The sequence below is a fragment of the Bacillus sp. JJ722 genome (genome assembly GCF_036963345.1).
Lineage (GTDB): Bacteria > Bacillota > Bacilli > Bacillales > DSM-1321 > Bacillus_AD.
Window position 1 is genome coordinate 2,884 of the sequence record NZ_JBALMO010000274.1, and the last position, 271, is coordinate 3,154.

General features: G+C 34.3%; 1 protein-coding gene. It reads right to left on the minus strand.

All coding sequences use genetic code 11. The features are described from left to right. Positions 1 to 48: 48 nt before the first annotated feature. The coding region (locus V7014_RS23560; protein WP_335510924.1) for a DUF5327 family protein at positions 49 to 271 on the minus strand (223 nt) is incomplete at its 5' end.

The window sequence follows — 271 nt, forward strand, 5'->3', positions numbered from 1 at the left end:
TTTCTTATCTTTTTAAAAAATAGGCTGTTAAAACAGCCCAGCCTCTTTCTAAAAATCTAATAACGATGAACCATTCGCATCATTCATTGGTAAAGGCTTTTGATTCGTTACTTTAGCAGTAGGGGTATTCATATATTGTGGTTCTTGAACAGGCTGCGCTCTTACCTGCATGTTTCCTTCTTCTTCTGACATTATTTCGCATAATGCTTTAATAGCTAATATATAGCTTTGTTTTTTCTCAAATGTTGAGGCTGTCTTAGCTCTTTGTATA